General features: G+C 40.5%; 17 protein-coding genes. 1 reads left to right on the top strand and 16 read right to left on the bottom strand.

Features of this window, described 5'->3' with window-relative positions; translation table 11 throughout:
• Positions 1-23: 23 nt before the first annotated feature.
• The 10 genes from A5878_RS04370 to A5878_RS04325 all read right to left on the bottom strand — a co-directional run bounded on the left by A5878_RS04370 (position 24) and on the right by A5878_RS04325 (position 9,143).
• Positions 24-482 carry an N-acetyltransferase gene (locus A5878_RS04370; RefSeq protein WP_086294731.1) on the bottom strand — a complete coding sequence of 153 codons (459 nt, stop codon included), beginning with the start codon at positions 480-482 and terminating at the stop codon, positions 24-26.
• A gap of 72 nt (positions 483-554) precedes the next feature.
• Positions 555-854 (bottom strand): MazG-like family protein, encoded by a 300-nt coding sequence (locus A5878_RS04365; RefSeq protein ID WP_074536540.1) that lies wholly within the window; start codon positions 852-854, stop codon positions 555-557.
• Positions 855-945: 91 nt separating this feature from the next.
• Complete coding sequence (locus A5878_RS04360; protein WP_086294730.1) at positions 946-2,418, bottom strand: L-fuculokinase; 1,473 nt, start codon at positions 2,416-2,418, stop codon at positions 946-948.
• Positions 2,415-3,794, bottom strand: coding sequence for a PTS galactitol transporter subunit IIC (locus tag A5878_RS04355; protein WP_086294729.1), 1,380 nt, complete (start codon positions 3,792-3,794; stop codon positions 2,415-2,417). Before A5878_RS04355 ends, A5878_RS04360 begins: the two co-directional genes overlap by 4 nt.
• A gap of 1 nt (position 3,795) precedes the next feature.
• Positions 3,796-4,086, bottom strand: a complete 291-nt coding sequence (locus tag A5878_RS04350; RefSeq protein WP_086294728.1) for a PTS sugar transporter subunit IIB — start codon at positions 4,084-4,086, stop codon at positions 3,796-3,798.
• A gap of 17 nt (positions 4,087-4,103) precedes the next feature.
• Positions 4,104-4,568 carry a PTS sugar transporter subunit IIA gene (locus A5878_RS04345; protein WP_086294727.1) on the bottom strand — a complete coding sequence of 155 codons (465 nt, stop codon included), beginning with the start codon at positions 4,566-4,568 and terminating at the stop codon, positions 4,104-4,106.
• Entirely contained in the window at positions 4,568-5,413 is an 846-nt protein-coding gene (locus A5878_RS04340; protein WP_086294726.1) for a class II aldolase, read from the bottom strand. The genes A5878_RS04345 and A5878_RS04340 overlap by 1 nt, the downstream gene beginning before the upstream one ends.
• Positions 5,414-6,184, bottom strand: a complete 771-nt coding sequence (locus A5878_RS04335; protein WP_256925762.1) for a GntR family transcriptional regulator — start codon at positions 6,182-6,184, stop codon at positions 5,414-5,416.
• Positions 6,185-6,438: 254 nt separating this feature from the next.
• Entirely contained in the window at positions 6,439-7,752 is a 1,314-nt protein-coding gene (locus tag A5878_RS04330; RefSeq protein ID WP_016620624.1) for a PTS sugar transporter subunit IIC, read from the bottom strand.
• An 11-nt stretch (positions 7,753-7,763) separates the two neighbouring features.
• On the bottom strand, positions 7,764-9,143 hold the full coding sequence (locus A5878_RS04325; protein ID WP_086294724.1) for a glycoside hydrolase family 1 protein: 1,380 nt from the start codon (positions 9,141-9,143) through the stop codon (positions 7,764-7,766).
• 199 nt (positions 9,144-9,342) lie between these two features.
• Between A5878_RS04325 and A5878_RS04320 the strand changes: the two genes are divergently transcribed.
• Positions 9,343-10,041 carry a GntR family transcriptional regulator gene (locus A5878_RS04320; RefSeq protein ID WP_034858220.1) on the top strand — a complete coding sequence of 233 codons (699 nt, stop codon included), beginning with the start codon at positions 9,343-9,345 and terminating at the stop codon, positions 10,039-10,041.
• Between the two features lie 64 nt (positions 10,042-10,105).
• Here A5878_RS04320 and A5878_RS04315 read toward each other — a convergent pair whose 3' ends face one another.
• The 6 genes from A5878_RS04315 to A5878_RS04285 form a co-directional block, all read right to left on the bottom strand.
• Positions 10,106-11,425 (bottom strand): glycosyltransferase, encoded by a 1,320-nt coding sequence (locus A5878_RS04315; RefSeq protein WP_015509139.1) that lies wholly within the window; start codon positions 11,423-11,425, stop codon positions 10,106-10,108.
• Positions 11,409-11,930 (bottom strand): hypothetical protein, encoded by a 522-nt coding sequence (locus A5878_RS04310; protein WP_086294723.1) that lies wholly within the window; start codon positions 11,928-11,930, stop codon positions 11,409-11,411. Before A5878_RS04310 ends, A5878_RS04315 begins: the two co-directional genes overlap by 17 nt.
• A 96-nt stretch (positions 11,931-12,026) precedes the next feature.
• Positions 12,027-12,773, bottom strand: a complete 747-nt coding sequence (locus tag A5878_RS04305; RefSeq protein ID WP_086294722.1) for a YcjF family protein — start codon at positions 12,771-12,773, stop codon at positions 12,027-12,029.
• A gap of 788 nt (positions 12,774-13,561) precedes the next feature.
• On the bottom strand, positions 13,562-13,951 hold the full coding sequence (locus A5878_RS04295) for a DUF6379 domain-containing protein (RefSeq protein ID WP_086294721.1): 390 nt from the start codon (positions 13,949-13,951) through the stop codon (positions 13,562-13,564).
• Positions 13,944-14,963, bottom strand: a complete 1,020-nt coding sequence (locus A5878_RS04290; RefSeq protein WP_086294720.1) for a sugar phosphate isomerase/epimerase — start codon at positions 14,961-14,963, stop codon at positions 13,944-13,946. Before A5878_RS04290 ends, A5878_RS04295 begins: the two co-directional genes overlap by 8 nt.
• Before the next feature lie 41 nt (positions 14,964-15,004).
• Positions 15,005-15,958, bottom strand: coding sequence for an ROK family glucokinase (locus A5878_RS04285; protein ID WP_086294719.1), 954 nt, complete (start codon positions 15,956-15,958; stop codon positions 15,005-15,007).
• Between the last annotated feature and the right edge of the window lies 1 nt (position 15,959).

Raw genomic sequence — 15,959 nt, 5'->3', positions numbered from 1 at the left:
TTTTATTTATTGACAAGCTATTATTATTCTAGAGATAAATAATAGCTCACATTATCTGGTAGCGGTTTAAAGCCATTCTTTTTATAAAAATCCGCTGCTGGCATACTTTCTTCGGTATCTAACAAAATCGTTGGAATCTCTTTCTTGAGCAAATCCTCTTTGATCCTTTCTAAAAAAGTGGAACCAAGGCCTTTTCCTTGGTGCGTGCCAGTAATTAAAAAAGTATCGATCACATACTCTTTTCCTTGATACCAGGGCTTGATAAAGCCTAATGAAAGACCAATCAATTCATTCGATGCTCGGTCTGTTAGTCGATAACCAATAAAAGTATTCATTGCCATCATTGATGATACATAGTCGGTGATTTGCGGCACTGTCAAATGGTCATTCCATGGTTCTGCTGAAAATACAGCAATATAGTGGTCCACGACTTCTGCTAAATCTGCCGTGGTCAATTCACGCATGCTTACGTTCTTTTCCATCCTATCTCCTGCTTCCATTTCTATTTCGGTAAGGGCCTATACTCGAGGAATCCACTAGTTTTTGTGCGTGTATCAACTATCGATTCGTTTTGCATAGCCATTGCCATAACTCGTATAACGACGCTTTTGGTTGACGGCCATTTTTTTATGAATCTCAGCTTCAAGATCGATGGAAAGGATTTCTGCTAACCCAAGAAGATAAATCGCCACATCCGCCAATTCTTCTCCTACCTCTTGTTGCTTCCGATACGCGTCAAAGGCTTCCCCTACTTCACCATATAAAGCCAAAAACTCTTTTTCAATATTTGTGACATTGAATTGGTGATCGATTTTGTTTTGATAAATCGCTTTTTGCATTTCTGATAGTTTCATAGTCGCTCCTTTTGGGATAGTATACCATTTTATCTTACCTAATTAACAATTCTGCCAATCAATAATTGTATTAACGAAAGAAAAGCCCCTTCTAAGAAGTGAGCTTTCCTTTCGTTATTTGTTTTTTGCTTTGATACAGCGTTTGATATTTTTCAAAAACTTGAGAAAGTTCTGATGCTCGCTTTGGATTCGGTTGGTAAGTTTCCGAAGGTAGTTTTGCAGTAAACGTCGGATAGGCGATTCTTAGTGCGCCAAAGGACACTGCCTCATCGATATTAATGACTTTCAACTCTTTATTCATCGCATCTGCTTTTAGTTGCAGCCATAACGGATTATTGATTGCTGGACCAATAACAACAATTCTGTCAGCAATATTATGCTCAAAGCATTCAGTTACTAATTTTAGTTCTAAAACTAGTCCTAAAACTAAGGCAAAAAGAATGTCCTTAGCTTGCGTCGTCAGGTCCAATCCATAGAGCATTCCCTTCGAACGTCCGTTTTTAAAAGGAGCACCTGAACCATTTAAATGCGGAATAAAAAAACCAGTTTCTAATGGAACGATTTTATCTTTTAGATACTCATTAAGCAATTGGCCACATTCGCTAGTTAATTGTTCCTTGGATTTGTTAAATAGCTGCTGATACCAAGCAAAGGCAATCCCTCCCGTTGGCATAGAGGAAAAAATCGTGTACATCTGCGCATCAATAAAAACACCATTTGACAATGATTTCCCGAAATTTTCTTGATTATTTGCTGGACTTTTCATTAATTGAAGTAGGCCTTCTGTCGTACCAGTTGAATTTAAAAGCTCGTTTTCCTGTAATTCGATTCCAAAAGCACCCACCATGTGGTCATGTCCAGCAATACGTATAGCTATTTTTTCATCACTTAAAATAGGTAACCCAGAATCTGTGGTATAACCAATAATAGTGCTTGCAGAGATGACTTCTGGAAACTGAATCATCCCATCTAAGTCAAAATAGCTCAGTAGTTCATTGGACCAGTCTTTTTTTTCAATGTCATAGCACATTGTTCTGCTGGCTAATGAATATTCCGTCACTTTTCTTTTCGTTAAATAGTAAGCAAAAAGATCAGGAATATTCAACCACAAATATGGACCTTGCTCTTTGTTCTTAATTCGATCCATCAGCCACTTGATTTTCCCCAAACTATAATTAGAATGCGCCGGTAACCCAGTGATCCGATAGATCGTTTCTTTCTGTTGTTTTGATAAGCATTCGATATATTCTCTTGCCCGTTGATCATACCAAGCGATCATTGGAGTTACAACTACTCCTTCTTGATCAAGCAAAACACCTGCCTCCCCAACGCTGGCTATAGTGATTGAATCGATTTTCTCCTTATTTTGGACTACAAATGATTTCAAGATTGCTTCCAATTGTCCCCAAATTGCCTGATGATCAAATAATTCACCCTCTTTATCCTCTATTTTTATCGTAGGAAAAGAGGCTCTTTCACGAATTTCTCCTGTAGTATAGTCAAATAAAGTAACCTTCGCATTCGTTGTCCCTATGTCAACCGTAATGGCAAGATTTTTGGTCATTGTGCAGTTCCTTTATCAATTAAATGCGTTTGATTGTAAGTTACTTTATAAATCCAGAATATAACCACTCCAACTACAGGAATCAGACCAAGAGCAATGATATTCCCATTGAAAATCTGTAGTAACCAATATCGTAAAGGATTCCCACCGTCCAAGAAGCTTGAAACAAGGCCGCTCGAACCTTCTGGAAAGTTGAAATTCACATCTTTTGCCATAGTAGTGATGAATGGGGCGATTGCTGAAGCAATATAAAGATCACCAATCATGATTGGAATTGCAATCAAGACTGCTCTAAAAACATTTCCCTTAGTCGAAAGAACTACCATTGACGCCATCACTGCTAAGTTAGCTAAATCTCCCAAAGGAAGAACCGTATTTCCTGGTAAGATAAATGCCAATACAACTGCGATCGGTGTTAAGAGCAATGCAGTAGAAATGATCGCAGGATTACCAATCGCCACGGCAATATCGAGACCTATATACAGATCATCTCTATCTGGATAACGTTCATTCAAGAACTTTTTGATTGCTTCTGATAGGGGAAGCAATCCTTCCATTAAAATACGAACCATTCGTGGCAAGATAAACATTACCGCTCCGATACTGATACCGGTCGTTAAAATCCCTTGTAAATCATATCCAGCAACGATTCCTAATAATAAACCTAAAATCGTTCCCACCATCATCGGTTCGCCGAAAATTCCAAATCTTTTTTGAATCGTCAGCGGATTGATATCAATTTTGCGGATGCCTGGAATCATGTCGATCAGCTTGTTTCCAATCAAACCGATTGGAAAAAAAGTAATAGAAGAAACAGTCGGTAATGAAATTCCTTCTAGACCAAAATATTCTTCTCCCATGGGCGCTGCCCAGTCTGCCAATTTGAAGACAATGACTGCGATCACACCAGAAGCTAGTATTCCCAACCAAAAACTACCTGTGCTATAATATACTAAGGTTCCTGCAAGCGCAAAATGCCAATAGTTCCACATATCAACGTCTACGGTTCTCGTTTGCTTGATTGCGATCATGATTACATTGATCAACATCGTTAGTGGAATAACAAATGGAGCAATCGGTGATCCCCATGTAATTGCTGATAAAGGCGGCCAACCTAAGTCAACTACTGGAAGATTGATCCCTGTTTGTTCTACCATTGCTTGTGCTGCAGGACCTACATTATTAGTCAATATATCGAAAATCGCATAAATGCCGACAAACCCAATTCCCACGGTTAAAGAAGACCTCAGTGCTTTCGCTGGCTTGATTTTGAAGAATAGTGCCAAAATGAACAATACTAAAGGCAGCATAACTGTTGGTCCAAACCCTAAAATATATTGCACACCATCATATAATTTCTGTGTAAGATCCCCCATTTTATTCTCCTTCTGTTAGTTTTTCATAAATACTGTTCAATACCTTCTCTTCATTGATACCTGTAATAAGCGCTAATCCATTGATTACTGGAACATTTAACTCATAAGGTATTTTTGTTGTTGAAACGATCAAGTCTGCATCATCAGAATTCGATTGAACTGAAGCGACATTTGTTTGTGAATAATTCACTGAATTCAAGCCTTTTTCTTTTAAAAATTCCATTACCTTCTCAGTAACTGCTGTTGAAGTCGCAATACCTGTAGCACATACGAATAAAAGATTTTTAGCCATTTTTTTTCCTCCTATTTTTAAAGGTTCAATTCATTTTTAGCAAAAGCAAAAATTTCTTTTTTGCTGCTATTCTTCAATGCTTTTAAGATTTCTTCTTGATTTAAGATCCCCATCAATTTTTGTAAAATATTCAATTGTTTATTTGATTCTCCCAGTGCTAAAAGAAAAACAATTGAAACATCGACCGTCCCTTCATCCATTCCCCCCATAATTTCCATTTGTATCGGAGCTTTCAGGATGGCAATCGTTACTTTATTGTTGTATACAAATTCTGGATTCGTGTGGGGAATCGCCACGCCTATCGGTTGTGTCGGTAATCCTGTGGGAAATACTCGTTCTCTTTCTATCACTTGCTTAGGGAAATCCACAGTCACATCTTTGTTTTCAAGTAATGGTTGCGCGATTATTTCCACAAGCTCTTCAAAATTTGAGACCTCAATATCAACAAAAATGTTTTCTTCATTTGTTAATTCTTCTACCACTATTTTTGCACCACACTATTCATACTCAAGATTTTTTCGTGAACCGTCTCAAAAACCGAATCCTCTGCTTTTTGCAGCACTTTGATTAAGTTTGCTTCATTCGGGTTTTCTTCATACGCTCTCCCGACACTTCTAATAAAGCTTTGCCGCAAATCACTCGCAATATTGATTTTGGCAACATTGTATTCAACCATTTGATGGATATGTTCATCTGGGATACCTGATCCACCATGGATCACTAATGGAACTGGTGATACTTCATTGATTTCTTTTAATAGATCAAAATCAATATTCGGTTCATCTTCTAATCCATGAACATTGCCGACAGAAACCGCTAACATGTGGCAACCTGTCCGCTCAACAAATTCTCTCACCTGTTGAGGATCCGTTTTTGCATCGGCTTCAGAAACATGATCATCTTCTTTCCCAAGAATAGCACCAAGTTCCGCTTCAACTGGGATACCATACGATTTCGCAAATTCCACTGCTTGTTTAGTGAAGGCAATATTTTCTTCAAAATCAAAAGCAGCACCATCAATCATAACTGAGGTAAATCCTGCGCGTATCGCTTTCCTCACATCATCAAATTTTTTGCCATGGTCTAAGTGTAATGCAACAGGTGTGTCCATATTTTCTGCATATCGTGAAACCATATCAACTAAGTATTCATACCCAGCAAGCGTTATATTAGTAGGCGCAACTTGAATAAATGTTGGGATGCCTGTCTTTTCAACTGCTTGTAATATTCCTATAGTTGTTTCTAAATTCGTCGTATTGAATGCTCCCGCAATGACTTTCCGTTCTTTTATGATATCTAACAATGTGAATCCGTTTACTAATGGCAATTAAATTTCCTCCCTTTGAAGGATCGTTCCAAGGTAGTATTTATTAGCCTTTAACCAGACATTTCCAAATTCGACAGGGGTTCCTCCTTCCAAATAAACTAATTGTTCCAAGTGAAGAACGGGCGAATCCGGTGAAACCTCTAATTCTAGCGCTCGCTTTTCTCCCATTACTCTCGCAGCATACCGACTTTCTGAATACGCAATTTTGCTGCCAGTCAATTGTTCGATTACACGAAATAGGCTTTCGTGATTAAAATCATGCGCTTCGATTCCCTTGCACAGCTCTGCATTTAAACGGTTTTCAATCAACATGACTTTTTCACCTTCAACATATCGAATCCGTTTCATGTACAGGTATTCATCGCCAACATTAATACTGAGTCTTGTCGCGATCTCTTTCGTAGCATTTCGAAATTCAGAAGTGATAACTTTTGTTTCATAAGACAATTTTTGACTTTCCAAAGATTCAGCAAAAGAAAGCAACCCTTTTCCTAAAGGATAGGAAATATTTCCTTCTGTTACATAGGTACCCTTCCCCTGTATCTGATGGAGAAGCCCTTCTTCAACTAACATATTCACTGCTTTTTTGACTGTACCTCGACTGACTTCAAGATCCGTCATAATTTGATTCTCTGACGGTATTTGTTCCCCCTTTCCCCATTCCTCAGCATAGATACCATTTCTCAAGTAGTCTGCCACTTGAAGATAAATCGGCTTGGAAACATTACGATTGATAATCATACAATCACCTCCTTCATTCATTACGTACATGTATACACCACTATAGACAACTTTAAACCAGTGTGTACAACCGAGTACAAGTTCATTGTAAACGGTGACATAACGAAAGTAAAGCGGTATTTTTTAACAAAACATTATTCGATTTATAGTTTTTGCTGAAAAATCATTGAATCTCTGACTTTTGAACCATTCTTGAGGAGTTAAAGAACACTTTTTTATTCAGAACAATCAAAAAAGAGTAGATTTCTCTACTCTTTCGTTCTTTTACTTAAACGCTAGCTTGTTTATTCTGCCCGCTCCAATTCAGCAGATTTGATTGCAACCCGTTGAGCGATTTTTAAAAATGGAAAATAGATTGCTACACAAACGACGATGATGATCACTTGAACCAAAACAACTTTAAAATCCCCTTTTGATGCCAACAATGCACTAAGAATTGGTGGTGTCGTCCAAGGAACCATCACAGAAAGTGGCTCAATAAATCCTACTGCGGTAGCAAAGTAGCCAATCAACGTCGCAACAATTGGACTTGCAACGAAGGGAATGATCATGGGTAAATTGAAGACGATCGGTAAACCAAAGATGATTGGCTCGTTGATATTAAAAATACCCGGAGCTAGGGATAGATTGACGACATCCCGAAAAGGTTGGTAATTGCGGACGAATAAGAGCACTGCAATGATCAAGCTGATCGTAAATCCAGTCCCGCCTAGTTGTGCGAAAACCGTCACGAATGCTGAATTTAAGATATTGGGTGGCGTAGCGCCTTCTTGCACGGCTTGCATGTTTTCATTCATATTGACTAACAGCAATGGATCTAACAAGGTGCCATTGATGACGGTTTGGTGAATGCCTAAAGTAAACAGAAAATTGCCCGTTGAATAGATGATCAAGAACCCAAAAATCGATGTGTTCAATAAACGCAGTGGTTCTTGGATCACTGTTGAAATGATTTGAATCAGATCGGTATCAAAGGCTGCTAGCACGGTCGCAACTACGGCAAAGAAGGAAATCACCAAAATAGCAGGGATCAACGTGCTGAAGGATTTGCTGACGGCAGGAGGAACTTGATCCCCTAAATTGATTTTTAGGTGCTTGTTTTCTGACAGTCGAATAAATAATTCCGTGGCAACTAACCCACAAATGATTCCAGAAAACATCCCTTTGGTCCCGACATCGTCAAATAGCATCACACCACTGATGGTCACTTCTGCTTGAGCGCCTTCTGGCATCACGGCATGAGCCATCGCCAACATGACCACTAAGCAAGTCGTTGCCACAAAGGTTGCATTGATGGCGCTCGGATTGTTTTTGTTGCGGCAAAGAAAATAAGCGATCATCGGGGCGATCAGCAGACCGGCGATATTCAATGTTCCATTGGTGATGGAATTGCCAAACACTTGCATTCGCGCCAAGGCAGCCCCTTCTAAGAACCATGGAAAGAAGACATTATTAAACAACACAGCGATCCCTGCGATAATAAAGGCAGGCATTAAGGTCGCAAACGCATCACGAAGACTTTTGAGATGAACCTGATTGCCGAGACGGACCGAAAACTCTGTAAATTTATCTAAAAACGTGCGCTTTTCTGCTGCCATTTTTGTTCCTCCTATTCTGTATATGGGTTTGTATAGATCGTACTACCATTGGTTTTGATCACTTCTTTGAACCATTCATACGATTTTTTCGGTACACGTTTCATATCTCGCAACTCATGGTTGCCACGATTGACATACACGAGTCCGTATCGTTTCTCCATATCACCTTGCGAGCTCAAAATGTCGATCAGCCCCCAACCAAGATACCCAAGACAGACCACTCCATCTTCCACCATCGCTTCAAACATCGCTCGAATATGCTCTTGATGATAGGCAATACGGTAATCATCTTGAATCGGTTCTTTGCCATCCCAATGCTCTCTGACACCAATCCCGTTTTCAATCGGAAACACTGGCAAGCGGTACCGCTGATAGACTTTATTTAAGACATCATGGAAGCCGAGCGGATCAATTTGCCAATTCCATTCCGTCGTTTTAATATACGGATTGTCTTGTTTTCCAAAAGTCATGTACCGATTCGGCGGCGTTCCTTCAGGAATTTTTTCAGCATTCAAGGTAGAAGAAGCATAATAGCTAAAGGCAATGTAATCATTTTTCTGCGCTGCGATCGCTTCTAATTCCCCAGGTAAAATATTCATATTGAGTTGATGATTTTTCACGTATCGGTCTTGTGCTGCCGAATACTTGCCGTGCGCATAGCAATCTAATAAAGTAAAGTTCGCAAATTCATCAAACTCTCTTGCTGCTTTGATGTCTTGTGGACGACAAGTCGCTGGATACGCCTCAGAATACGCCAGCATGCCGCCGATCTTCGCATTTGTTGTTTCATGAAGATAATTACAGATTTCTGCATGGCAAACCATGACATTGTGGAAAATCTGATACAATTCTTCTGTCGTTTCTTCCCCTTCTAAATAACCGCTGATCTTAAAACCATGGTCTTGGTGGAAAAGATTTTGTTCGTTAAAGGTTAACCAATAATGGACTTTATCCGCAAAACGATCTACCATTTCTTTTCCAAAACGAATGAATGCGTCCTTCACATCTTTGCTGATGAACCCGTTATAGGTTTTCGCCAGATGCAGAGGCATATCAAAATGGTACAAACAAATCATAGGCTCGATCCCTCGAGCTAACAGATCATCAATAAAACGATCGTAATAGGCGATCCCTTCTTCATTAAAGGCACCATCTCCATCGTGAACGACCCTTGACCAAGAAATTTGGAAACGATACATGTTCATCCCCAAATCTTGCATATAATCAAAATCTTCTATATACGCATGATAGTTATCATTTGCTACATGCCAATCGCTAGCCTGTTCCGAAGCTTCCCGTATATCATAAACGGATAAGCTTTTACCGCCTTCATTCCAACCACCTTCTGTCTGCATACTGCTGACACTGTTTCCCCAGTAAAATTTTTTCATATTGATTCCTCCATCATTTGTATTCGCTTACAAAACCTATTATAATTAGGTGAAACTGGCATGTAAATTTTTCAAAAACATATGTAAAGCTTTTTCTATACATGTGAATTTCAGCGGATTCTTTAGTGATAGACCTTGTTTTTATCCCCTTCAAACAAAACTCAAGTCCATGAATTTCTTTACATAAGGAGTGATGACTATGACAAAATACAAAGAGATCGTTGATCAGTTGCGGACGGATATTTATGAAGGAGTTTTTCCTGCTTTATCAAAACTACCGGAACAAACGGCGTTAGCCAAACGATTTCAAACCTCGCGAATGACGATCCAAAAAGCGCTAAATCAATTGAAGCAAGAAGGCCTGATTTCTACCAAAAGAGGTCATGGCACCTATGTCAATTCAGCGACCTACCAAGGACAGATCAATGAGTATATCGGTTTAGTCAACCGATATGGCGGACGGCATAAAGTGCAAAGTAAAATCATTAGTTTCAATGTACGTTTTCCAGAAGCCAACGAAATGGATTACTTGTCTTTGCGAGAAAACGAACCGGTTTATGATATCGTACGACTGCGCTATGTTGATAACGAACCATTTGAATTGGAGTACACGATCATGCCCATCAAAACCATTCCCGATATTGATATGGCGATCCTTGAACACTCGATCTATCGATATATCACTGATTCCTTACATCTCAAAATAGGTCCCGCCATACGTAAAATCCGTGCCGACAAAGCGGATTCCTATGATATCAAATATTTAGAAGTCGATCCCAATGATCCGATCTTAGAATTAGAACAAGTTGCTCGTCTCTCCGACGGACGACCCTTCGAATTTTCGCAAACTCGTTATCCTTACCAAAATCGTGAGATTTACTATCTTTCTGAACCTTAATGGCAAAAAAACAAGTCTGAAGAAAACTCAGACTTGTTTTTATTGTCCAGGGAAGGTGAATTCGTTAAGATTCTTCGGTTTTTTTCGCCGTTCGCTCAGGGCTGACCCAAACGCCGCTGCCGTAGCCAAGTATGGTCTTGACGGCTGGAATAAAGGTAGTGACGATCGTTATGGCATTAATCATCCAGTAAAACAGCATGTAAAAAGGGGCAAAGCGGAAATACTTCAGCTTGCTGCGGTTATCATCCGCCAAGAGGCTGGTAAATAGCTGCATGACCCCCGCAATCATCTCGAAACAAACGAAGAGAAAGGCCATCGTAAACATATGATAGATCCGTTCGTAATTCCCAGTTGCACCATAATAGATCAGATAGAAGACAAACAAGGCAGATGAAAGCCAGAAAAAGAATGACCAGATGATACTTAATGTTTGATCGACAAACATAGCGGTTCGACCAATGTTTTCAAAAGGATGCAAAAAGACCTTTTTAAAGTTGGTCAGCCATACTTCTGTACCGCCCTTCGCCCAGCGTTTCCGTTGTCGGTAGAGCATCTTGAGTGTTTCTGGCACCTCCATGAAAAACATCACTCGTGAAGCAAATAAAGACAGCCAACCTCGGAATTGGTGGTCCCAGGCAATACTGATGTCTTCTGTGGCTCGATTTTGTCGAAACAGACCCACGTCCATCAATGCCGCGCGGCGATACATCGTATTGGCACCGCTATAGGCATAGATGACGCCGAAAACGGCTTGCTGTGTCCGTTTGATAATTCCTACGATACTTGAAAACTCAACAGTTTGTGATTTTCCTACGATCGTTGTGCGGTTTTGAACGTCCATATTCGCCGTAATGGCAGAGATATTGATGGAGTCTTGGCGGATGAAATAATTGACATATTTCCATAACGCATCAGGTTCAGGAACCGTATCTGCATCGTTGCTCAAGATCAATTCCCCTTTGGCAAACCCTACCCCAATATTAAAGGCATGGGCTTTTCCTTGATTTTTTTCGATGCGCAACACTCTTAGATTTGGGTACTGTTCCATCAATCGGTCTAGTATCACAGGAGTTTGATCCGTTGAGCCATCATCAGTCACCAACACCTCATAATTGCTGTAGTTCAGATTGTTCATTAAATAATGAATCGTGTCTTCAATAACGATTTCTTCATTGTGAGCTGGTACCATAATCGTGATCATCGGCTCGATCTCTTCGGGGATCGGTATCCACTCTAATTGTCGATAACGGAACAAAAAACGATTGCAGATCACCCCGATGAACCAAGCAAAGCCGCCTAAAATCGGATACGTGAAGAGAATCATTAAAACGACTGTTAAAAATGTATCCAACCACGGGAACCCAGTATCAAAATTGACAACCATCAGCCACCCCATTTCTACGGAAAAGTTCTTGGATCTCTCTTTCTCCAATGTTTTGCTCCGGTGCAACCGCATAGTATTTTGCCCCATGGCGTTCTTCTTTCGTCCCGAAGCGTTCTTCATAAAATGCTTCTAGCAACTCTTTGCGTTTTTCCAAGGCAGCTTCATCATGCATCGATTGCTTTTGCAGCAATCGTTTGAAGCGACGGTTGTTCCTCAAAGTTAATAAAGTAAACGTAAGAACTAAAATCAAAAAAGAAATGCCTAAAAATAACGCTAGAAATTCGAAAGTGACTGCTTCTTCTAAATAGGTCCGAAAGGCGATCCGATCCGCCAGATTCGGCAGGGTCAATGGAATGGCCAGCCAGGCAAAGGGAACCAAGACCATCAGCCAAGCAAGAATCGTCAAAATCGTTTGGCGGGTCTTTAAAGCGGAACGACCTTTTTGAAAATACGCATCGGTGACCAACCGTTCTTTGACTTCTTCCCGTGTCACTCGTTGTTTCATTTTACTCACTCCTTAAAAATTTTTTTGTTTGCTGTGAAGAAAAAGAAGCAACAAAAGCAAATCGTCTGGACCTGCTTCGTTCTTCTTCTGTTTGTCTCACTTGGATTTTTTGCCAACTTTCAACGCATTGAACAGCGTGTGAAATTGGCCTTTGAAGGACATCACTTGCTCAAACACATCTTCCCCATCATTCAGCATCTTGACAGTCACCCAGCCTAAGGCTTCGGTGATACCACTAGCCACACTGGCATTGATCGCAGCTCCAGCAACGGTGCCGACTGCTGGGACAAATTTCAAGATATTGCCAACGGCACTGCGACCAAAACTCACAACGACTAGCTCTTTCGAGATACTTTTCGCTAACCCTTCACGCCATGTTCGCCCAAAAATACGATACAAACGTGCCATCATCGTCATTTGAACTGGCACAAGTAACACTGCATCTGAAAAGGGAATCGGTGAACAGCCGATGATCGCCGCCGTCAAAGAAGCCGCATGGATCGTGCGGTGGGCTTTTTTCCGCGTTTCATCATCTACGCCAACCAAAAACTCCTCAAACACCTGATCAAATTGATCCTTGCTTTTCGCTAACACTTTTTCCGCCTGGGCTTTTGATCCGTCATAGCCTTTCATCACAAGGGCAGCCGATTTTTTCGGCATTCGATTCATGACATCCGCAAAAAAAGAAGTAAACTCCGCTTCTTCTTGCAGCTCTTCTCTCGTTTGACTTTGCTCGACTTGAACGGACTGTTCCGTTAATAATTCATTTTCGTGTTGCTTCTTTTTGCGTTTTATCCATGGTTTTTTCAAAGAAATGTCTCCTTCTTTCGACTCGTTGTTTATCTAAAAATCAAAGTGAGCCATGATTTTGTTCCTCTTTCTATTTTAGCTCAGGTTTTTCAAGATAGCGAAAATGTAGCTTGAGAGAGCTTACACTTGCTGAAAAATGCAAATTTGCATCTTTAGATTATTTATTTATATTATCGTTTTTTTATGCTATGATACACAAAAGGAGTGGATCGAATGAAAAAGAAATTGAATTGGAAAGTCCTTTTTTATCTAGGCTTATTGACTTACTTTCTTTTAAGCGGGATCTTCGCATTCTTTGGAGTCGAAATACCGTTTCTTTATAAACGTTGATCTTCACGTTTTCTCAGAACCATATCATTCAACCCTTTGCTCTATGTTAAGATAATCCATCATTCTATCCTCCATTCAATCTAATCAGAAAAGGTGATTTTCTTGTCCATTTTATTTGATCTATTGCAGCTGCTTGCCGTTATCTGTATCGCGTATTTATTGTTCACAAAAAACCATTTCCTCAAACAATTAACCGCTGTTCAGAAAATGGTCTTTGTCGTTTTATGTATTTCGGTGATACTGCCGGCTCTCTACGAATTTATTACTGGTTTTGCGCAGGGATTTTGGGAACGGTTGTAACAAATCCTTCATTAACTAAAAATTATAAAGAGCGCTAGCCAGTCTCTAGCCTATGAAAAACTACCGACTAAGAGGAACACTCATTTGAAACGGATATCCTGTTCGCACACCTGCTGCTTTTTCATTGCTTTTGCGAATAAAGAGTAGAAAAAGAGATAGCAGAACCAGTTGGTTCCGCTATCTCTTTTTACTTAAACAACTACCTCTCTCTTACAGATCCCTTCAATCGGAATCGGGATGTAAGCTGTACGAGTCACCACAGCTAATTCTACTTCATGAGTGCCTGCGGATAAACCGCCTGCTTGCTGAACATAAATGTATAAAGGCTCGCCATACTCCCACTTATAGGTGGTAACCGTCGTCATCTCATCTAGTGTGAACCAATCTTTTTGGTCAACACTGCAACGAATAGCTTCTCTTGCTACTTCTTCACCGTCTACAGTGACGCGAATATCATTGACCATTGATAAAGGAACACCACGATAATACGTGATGTGCGTCTGTAATTCAAACCCATCCGTCTCTCCTTCAACGACTTTATTTTTGCAAGATCCTTTAATAAACACATTGTTATCAAACATTGATCGTCGCCCCTTCCAATTCAGTGATTATTGACTTAATTAATTTCTGATGGGCAATCACTTGTTCTTTTTCGACCATTGGGTGCCCTGGCAAAATCCAACGGTTGCCTTCATATTCTGTCGCCACATAACCATCGTAGCCATGTTCATGCAAGTAAGTCAAAATCTTACGATAATCGATGGAATACTCTTCTCCTTCGTCCGTCGTTTCCCACAGTTTAAAATGGAAATGTTTGATATACGGAAAAACGTCCTCTAAAACTGAGAGAGGTGTATTCTCATAACCGTCGGCCAACATAATGTAAGGCATGTCTTTTGGTTCAGCCATCGCAGCCAATTCTGGTTTTAATTGGTGAGCTTCATCAAAGGCTTGCGAGCCATCCAATCCTTGATCAAAAAAGGCATTGAAATAGTCGATAATAGCTGGATTGACTCCCAAAACTTGCTTATTGAATTCATTAAAGACACGGGGAATTCGATCACAGAAAATACCGGTATCAATTACCAAACCGCAATAGGGTGAATTGACTCGTTTCATTTCATCGATAAATGCTTTTGTTTCGGGAATATCAAAGCTCATCCCCGCGTGGATCTCCAGCGCGAAAGCCACATCATACTTTTCCGCATACGGTAGCAACGGTTCAATCACAAAACTTGGAACCATCGAGACCAGTCGAATGAGTTTGAAGCCTAAGCGAGAGGCAAGCTTGATTTCTTCGATTAAAAGATCCAGGCATTCTTTTTGCGTCAACCCACGATTGTTATACAAATTTGTATTAAGAAAGACATCTGCGCAAACCGGCTTGACCTGTGCTTTACTCATGATGCGATCCCAATCAGCCAGCGTTTCTTTACTTGGATGAGGTGTGTTATGGAGCATTTGATCCGGTAAGATTTCAAACCCCTCAACGTCATGTTCATCTAAAAATGCGATGATTTCTGCAAGGGTCATTCGTTTGTTCATATATTCGTCTTGCAAGCTGTATAAGCTTACACCTGATTTTATTCCCATACTAACTTCTCCTTTACTATTCTTATTATTGTCTTATTCTTTCAGCCAGCAGTGTTTCTGATTTTGACTAAATAAGCTGCGCCGAAGATACCAGCATCTTTACCTAATGATGCCCTTTTGAGTTTCGTTGTCTTGCGAACTGCTGGGAAATTCCCTTGTTCGAATCGTGCACGAACACGGTCCATTAAAAAGTCCTTGGCTTCTGCTACCCCGCCGCCAATGATGATCGAATGGGGATTGAGCAGATTGGCAATCATACTACAGGCTTGTCCCAAATAGTTGGCAGCCTCATTCACCACTTTTAATGCAAGCAAATCCCCTTTCTCGGCTTCAGCAAAGATGATTGCACTGGTCAATTTAGGGCAATCATTCAACGTAGTCGCAGTGGTAAGCCGATAACTTTCTGCTAACTTGACGATACCGGTAGCACTGACTAACGTCTCTAAACAACTGCTATTACCGCACGAACAATCAAACGAATGAGGATTTGTCACAGGAAAATGTCCGATCTCACCACCGGCACCGCCGACTCCGGTAACTAGTTGATCGTTCAAAATGACACCTCCACCGACTCCAGTTCCTAGTGTCAAAAAAACTACATCCTTTTCGCCATCCCCAGACCCCTGCCATTTCTCTCCTAAAGCCGCCGCGTTGGCATCATTTTCAAGAAAGAAAGGCAGACACAAACTTTGTTCAAAGGCCGCACGAATCGGTTGCGCATGCGTCCATCCTAGGTTAAAGGCATTACTGACCGTTCCATGGACCCGGTCAACGGCGCCAGGACAGCCCATTCCGATACCTAAAATCCTTTTTTGCTCCAGTTCTGATGCCAGCTCTTTTTGAATACTTGCCAGACAGTCAGGAATGATCCGTGTTCCGTTCTGACGACAGTCTGTCGGAATCCACCATTCTTTTTTCAATCTGCCTTCGGTGGTGACCAACCCGAATTTAGTCGTAGTACCGCCTAAATCAATGCCAAGATAATAGTTTTCCATA

This window comes from Enterococcus sp. 3G6_DIV0642, assembly GCF_002140635.1.
Lineage (GTDB): Bacteria > Bacillota > Bacilli > Lactobacillales > Enterococcaceae > Enterococcus_D > Enterococcus_D casseliflavus.
Note: the sequence above shows the minus strand (reverse complement) of the source record. Positions and strands in the feature narration are given on the sequence as shown.

Excerpts from the sequence above, each read along its gene's own strand:
- A5878_RS04285 (WP_086294719.1), bottom strand. The coding sequence starts at position 15,958 with ATGGAAAACTATTATCTTGGCATTGATTTAGGCGGTACTACGACTAAA.
- A5878_RS04320 (WP_034858220.1), top strand. The coding sequence starts at position 9,343 with ATGACAAAATACAAAGAGATCGTTGATCAGTTGCGGACGGATATTTAT.
- A5878_RS04310 (WP_086294723.1), bottom strand. The coding sequence starts at position 11,930 with ATGAAACAACGAGTGACACGGGAAGAAGTCAAAGAACGGTTGGTCACC.
- A5878_RS04295 (WP_086294721.1), bottom strand. The coding sequence starts at position 13,951 with ATGTTTGATAACAATGTGTTTATTAAAGGATCTTGCAAAAATAAAGTC.
- A5878_RS04365 (WP_074536540.1), bottom strand. The coding sequence starts at position 854 with ATGAAACTATCAGAAATGCAAAAAGCGATTTATCAAAACAAAATCGAT.
- A5878_RS04325 (WP_086294724.1), bottom strand. The coding sequence starts at position 9,143 with ATGAAAAAATTTTACTGGGGAAACAGTGTCAGCAGTATGCAGACAGAA.
- A5878_RS04290 (WP_086294720.1), bottom strand. The coding sequence starts at position 14,963 with ATGGGAATAAAATCAGGTGTAAGCTTATACAGCTTGCAAGACGAATAT.
- A5878_RS04330 (WP_016620624.1), bottom strand. The coding sequence starts at position 7,752 with ATGGCAGCAGAAAAGCGCACGTTTTTAGATAAATTTACAGAGTTTTCG.
- A5878_RS04370 (WP_086294731.1), bottom strand. The coding sequence starts at position 482 with ATGGAAAAGAACGTAAGCATGCGTGAATTGACCACGGCAGATTTAGCA.
- A5878_RS04355 (WP_086294729.1), bottom strand. The coding sequence starts at position 3,794 with ATGGGGGATCTTACACAGAAATTATATGATGGTGTGCAATATATTTTA.
- A5878_RS04360 (WP_086294730.1), bottom strand. The coding sequence starts at position 2,418 with ATGACCAAAAATCTTGCCATTACGGTTGACATAGGGACAACGAATGCG.
- A5878_RS04315 (WP_015509139.1), bottom strand. The coding sequence starts at position 11,425 with ATGGTTGTCAATTTTGATACTGGGTTCCCGTGGTTGGATACATTTTTA.
- A5878_RS04335 (WP_256925762.1), bottom strand. The coding sequence starts at position 6,184 with ATGTACGTAATGAATGAAGGAGGTGATTGTATGATTATCAATCGTAAT.
- A5878_RS04350 (WP_086294728.1), bottom strand. The coding sequence starts at position 4,086 with ATGGCTAAAAATCTTTTATTCGTATGTGCTACAGGTATTGCGACTTCA.